The organism is Psychrobacter sp. (assembly GCF_035469765.1).
GTDB lineage: Bacteria > Pseudomonadota > Gammaproteobacteria > Pseudomonadales > Moraxellaceae > Psychrobacter.
The window spans coordinates 1-5175 of sequence record NZ_DATIRM010000313.1; the positions used below are offsets into that span (position 1 = coordinate 1).

Annotated in this window: 4 protein-coding genes; 3 read left to right on the forward strand and 1 reads right to left on the reverse strand. The window is 45.2% G+C overall.

Going from position 1 to position 5175, the window contains the following annotated elements; all coding sequences use genetic code 11:
* Window positions 1–184 precede the first annotated feature (184 nt).
* On the reverse strand, window positions 185–1222 hold the full coding sequence (locus tag VLN09_RS08750) for a rod shape-determining protein (RefSeq protein ID WP_325245669.1): 1038 nt from the start codon (window positions 1220–1222) through the stop codon (window positions 185–187).
* A 621-nt stretch (window positions 1223–1843) separates the two neighbouring features.
* On the opposite strand from VLN09_RS08750, the gene gatC reads away from it, so the two are divergent.
* From gatC to gatB, 3 genes are all read left to right on the forward strand, one after another.
* Entirely contained in the window at window positions 1844–2158 is a 315-nt protein-coding gene (gene gatC, locus VLN09_RS08755; protein WP_325245663.1) for an Asp-tRNA(Asn)/Glu-tRNA(Gln) amidotransferase subunit GatC, read from the forward strand.
* A 68-nt stretch (window positions 2159–2226) separates the two neighbouring features.
* Window positions 2227–3723, forward strand: coding sequence for an Asp-tRNA(Asn)/Glu-tRNA(Gln) amidotransferase subunit GatA (gene gatA / locus VLN09_RS08760; protein WP_325245665.1), 1497 nt, complete (start codon window positions 2227–2229; stop codon window positions 3721–3723).
* Window positions 3723–5175: Asp-tRNA(Asn)/Glu-tRNA(Gln) amidotransferase subunit GatB (gene gatB / locus VLN09_RS08765; RefSeq protein WP_325245667.1), on the forward strand; the 1453-nt coding region annotated here is incomplete at its 3' end. The genes gatA and gatB, both read left to right, overlap by 1 nt.

Here is a 5175-nt window from a genome sequence, read left to right on the forward strand (position 1 = left end):
TAATACAGCTGATTTTTTAACGCTCTTAAAAGCTAGCCATGGTAGTCTTAGTTGATAACATTAAAGGCAACCTTATTGGCTACCTTTAATGTGGTTCATCTATCCTTTCTCATACCTATTTATTTATCGTTAACTTCAGCCTTATCTGACATTGCCAATATGACAATGCTTGATAAAAAATGATTTATACAAAAATCATATTGAGGCTTTTGTTATTGATAAAATCAAGGGCAATACCGCCACCACGGCTAACACAAGTTAATGGATCTTCTGCTACAGTCACTGGCAAACCAGTCTCTCGTGAGATGAGCTTGTCTAAGTCACGTAATAACGCGCCACCACCCGTCAAGACAATACCGCGCTCAGCAATGTCTGATGACAACTCTGGCGGTGTCTGCTCGAGTGCTACTTTTACAGCACTGACGATACCGCTTAATGGATCGGCCAATGCTTTTTGTACTTCTTCTGATTTTACAATAAAGGTTTTTGGTACGCCTTCTGCCATGCTACGACCACGAACTTCTACTTCTAGCTGGCTGTCTTCATTCAATGCAGAGCCGACTTCTTTTTTGATGCGCTCAGCCGTGGTCTCGCCAATCACACAACCATGCGTACGGCGTACGTGTGTAATGATGGCTTCATCAAACATATCGCCACCGATACGAATCGATTCAGCATAGACGCAACCAGATAGCGCGATAACTGCAATCTCAGTCGTACCGCCACCGATATCAACGACCATTGAACCACTGGCTTCATGCACTGGCAGGCCTGCACCAATAGCCGCAGCCATTGGCTCTTCTAGCAATAATACTTTACTCGCGCCCGCTGATGATACCGCTTCGCGAATCGCTTTGCGCTCCACAAGGGTAGACTTACAAGGAACGCAAACCACCACATTAGGCTGTGCCATAAAACGCTTAGCTTTTACCTTAGCGATAAAATGCTTAAGCATTTTTTGCGTCACTTCAAAGTCAGCAATCACACCGTCTTTTAATGGGCGGATAGCCGTAATATTGGAAGGCGTACGACCCAGCATCTGCTTGGCATCAATACCAACAGCAGCAACGGTAGGATTCTGTGTGCGATTACTTCGAAGCGCAACCACCGTAGGCTCATCGAGCACCACGCCTTTACCAGGAATAAAAATAAGAGTGTTCGCAGTACCGAGGTCGATTGCGATATTATTTGATAAAAATCCAAACAGGTTCATGACTAATATATCCAGCGTATTACAAATAAGGCGAATGAGGCGAATGAGATTGACTGAGGTTTTACTCGTCAGTGTTGAGTAGGTCGTATTACTCATCGCGAGAGTTTATCATCGCAACAAGTCAAACCGAAGCAATAATGATGAAATGAAAAAAACTGAGCTAAATTATACCGACTTGGCTCAAAAAAAACACAGATATTTGCATCAGTACGCTAGGATTTTGCGCTTAAGCCTTAAAAGTTGTTACAAAGTTTGAAATGGTAGACTACACCACCCCATTTAATGAAACACCATCTAATTCAACAACTAACAAGACGTTCCAGCTATGCAATGATTTTAATAAATAGCTTACTGATGAGTTTACTCAGTAGTAGCTGCCTACTGTAACGTATTTCATCAGTGAATGGTCAGCAATTGCTCATCAAGCCCTAACTGCCCAGTCAAATTTGCAAAACGTTCAATCTTGGTAAAGTTTGTGCAGCAATCAAGCGTCATGCTCTGTAAACTTGGGTCAGATGCTTTATAATAACCCCACTATATACCTACATTTTGGGCTAAGGCCCTGCTTTGAGTGCTTACCTTTTTAGCCACACCTTACTCTAACAAAAACTGTCCGTAACTGGAGACACTATGTCACAGCAACCATTAACGTCTGACAACCATGTCAGCCGTGAAGAAATCCTAGAAGTTGCCAACCTTGCCCGTTTAGGTGTCGATGAAAATACTGCCGATAGCTACGCTGCTGATATCACTAAAATATTAAAGATGATGGATATCCTCGGTAATGTCGATACAACCGATATCAAACCTTTATCAAATATTCATGAAGCTTGCCAAGAATTGCGAGCTGATGTTGCCAAACATGATATCAACCGCGAGCGCAATCAATCGGTCGCCCCTGCCATAGAAGATGGCTTGTATCTGGTACCGCAAGTGATCGAATAAGAGCGGTCGCTGTTTTATTTTAACCTCCTATACATTTATGCTATTCACATTTTGACGGACGACACCTTATGTCTGAACTTCATTTATTAAGTACCCAGCAGCTTATTACCGGCTTGCAAGACAAACAATTTAGCAGCCTTGAGCTGACTGACCACTATATCAAACGTATCAACGCCCTTGATGGTAAAGTTAATAGCTTTATCACCCATACTTCTGAGACGGCGCGCGCGCAAGCACAAGCGGCGGACGAGATGCGTGTACAAGGTGATAAGCGCCCATTACTTGGCGTACCCATGGCACATAAAGATATTTTTTGTACCCAAGGCGTATTGACCACCTGCGGCTCTAAGATGCTACATAACTTTATCTCTCCTTATGATGCAACCATCGTCACTAACATTGATAAAGCGGGCATGATCAGCCTTGGTAAGCTTAATATGGATGAGTTTGCCATGGGCTCAGACAATGAAAGCTCATATTACGGTGCGGTACACAACCCTTGGAACATAGAACACGTGCCTGGTGGCTCATCGGGTGGTAGTGCAGCGGCTGTTGCAGCGGGCTTTGTACCAGTTGCGACCGGCAGTGATACGGGTGGCTCGATTCGTCAACCTGCCTCATTTTGCGGCTTGACCGGTATCAAACCCACTTATGGTCGTGTCTCTCGCTTCGGTATGATTGCTTATGCCTCAAGCCTTGATCAAGCCGGTAGTATGGGTCGCAGTGCTATGGATTGCGCGTACTTGCTGCAACCGATGATTGGTCATGACCCACGCGATGCCACTTCTATCAAATACGATATGCCTGATTATGTACAAGACTTACATAATGCAGCAGCCAGCGCTGGTGATAAACCCTTTGCCGGTTTACGTATTGGTGTTGCTAAAGAATACTTTAGTAAAGGACTTGATGCTGAAGTCGAACAAGCAGCGCGGGCAGCGTTAAAGAAATACGAAGAGCTTGGCGCAACCATTGTAGAGGTGACAATCACTGATCCAGAGATTACCCTTGCTACTTACTATATGCTAGCACCGGCTGAAGCATCATCGAACCTATCACGCTTCGATGGCGTACGCTTTGGGTATCGTTGTGAAAATCCAAAAGACTTGATTGATTTATATACGCGCTCACGTTCTGAGGGCTTTGGTCCTGAAGTACAGCGCCGTATTTTATCAGGTACTTATGCACTATCTGCTGGTTACTTTGATGCCTATTATACTAAGGCTCAAAAGGTGCGCCGTATCATCGTCAAAGACTTCGAAGATGCTTTTGCTAACTGTGATGTTATCGCCAGTCCAACCGCTCCTACAGCTGCCTATAAGCTTGGTGAAGACCTTGACTCTGCGACGCTGTATTTGGGTGATGTTTATACCATTGGTGTCAACTTAGCGGGTCTACCTGCGCTTAGCCAGCCAGTTGGCTTAACCTCAGCAGGCTTGCCTATTGGTTTGCAATTGATTGGTCAGTATTGGTGTGAGAGCAAATTGCTCTCTACTGCTCATTTATTCCAGCAGCATACAGATCATCATTTGCAACACTCTACCATCGCGAAGGAGACGGTATAATGAACACAGCAACTACTACTGATAATAATGCCGTTCGCAAACATGATGTTCGTAAAGAGCTGTTCGTCGATGGTTATGAAGTGGTCATCGGTATCGAGATTCACTGCCAGCTGAACACAGAAAGTAAGATATTCTCTAGCGCACCGACTGACTTTGGTCACGAGCCAAACAGCCAAGCCAGTATCGTAGATTTAGGTCTGCCGGGTGTTTTGCCAGTTCTAAATGCCGGTGTGGTTGATCGTGCGCTAAAATTCGGTATCGGCGTCAATGCTGAGCTTGGTTTATTCAATACTTTTGACCGAAAAAACTACTTCTATCCTGATTTGCCAAAAGGCTATCAAATCACTCAAATGGCAAATCCTATCGTTGGTGAAGGCTATATTGATGTTGTGGTCAATGAAGGTGAAAAGAACGAATACCCTAAACGCATGGGCATTACCCGCGCGCATTTAGAAGAAGATGCAGGTAAATCAGTACACGATGCCGTCGATGGTATGACTGGCGTCGATCTAAACCGCGCTGGTACACCATTGATCGAAATCGTCTCTGAGCCTGACATGCGCTCAGCTCATGAAGCCCTTGCTTATATCAAAGCCATTCATCAACTGGTGACTTGGCTCGGTATCTCAGACGCTATCATGGCTGAAGGCTCATTCCGCTGTGACTGTAACGTCTCTATCCGTAAGCCTGGTGCTGAGTTGGGTACGCGTACTGAGCTTAAGAACCTCAACTCATTCCGCTTCATCGAGCGTGCCATCAATCGCGAAATCGAGCGTCAAATCGATATCTTAGAGGATGGCGGTAAAGTCGTGCAAGCAACGATGCTTTATGATCCCGAGCGCGACGAAACTCGTGTTATGCGTACTAAAGAAGATGCCAACGACTATCGCTACTTCCCTGATCCTGACTTGCTACCTGTGCGTATCGAGCAGCATACGGTTGATAGCATTCGTGCAGCTATGCCTGAATTACCAGTTACCCGTCGCGCACGTTTTGAAGAAGCGCTTGGACTATCAGAATATGACGCTCGTATCTTGACTGGTAGCCGTCAAATTGCCGATTACTTTGAAGCTGTGGTCGCAGAAGTTGGGCAAGCAGATGCCAAAATGGCGGCTAACTGGGTCATGGGTGATTTACTTGGTGCGCTGAACAAAGATGATAAAGAGATTACCGACTCCCCTATCAGCGCCAAGCAATTGGCTGGCATGCTAGCCCGCATCAAAGACGATACCTTGTCTGGAAAATTGGCTAAGAAAGTCTTTAGCGCCTTATATGAGCGCGAAGGCGGCGATGCTGATGACGCGGCAGATAAAATTATCGAAGAAAAAGGGCTTAAGCAAGAAACGGATACCGGTGCTATCAAGGCCATCGTTGAAGAAGTCATCGCTAAAAATACAGTGATGGTTGAAGAGTATCGCGGCGGTAAAGAAAAAGCCTTTAACGGTCTAGTTG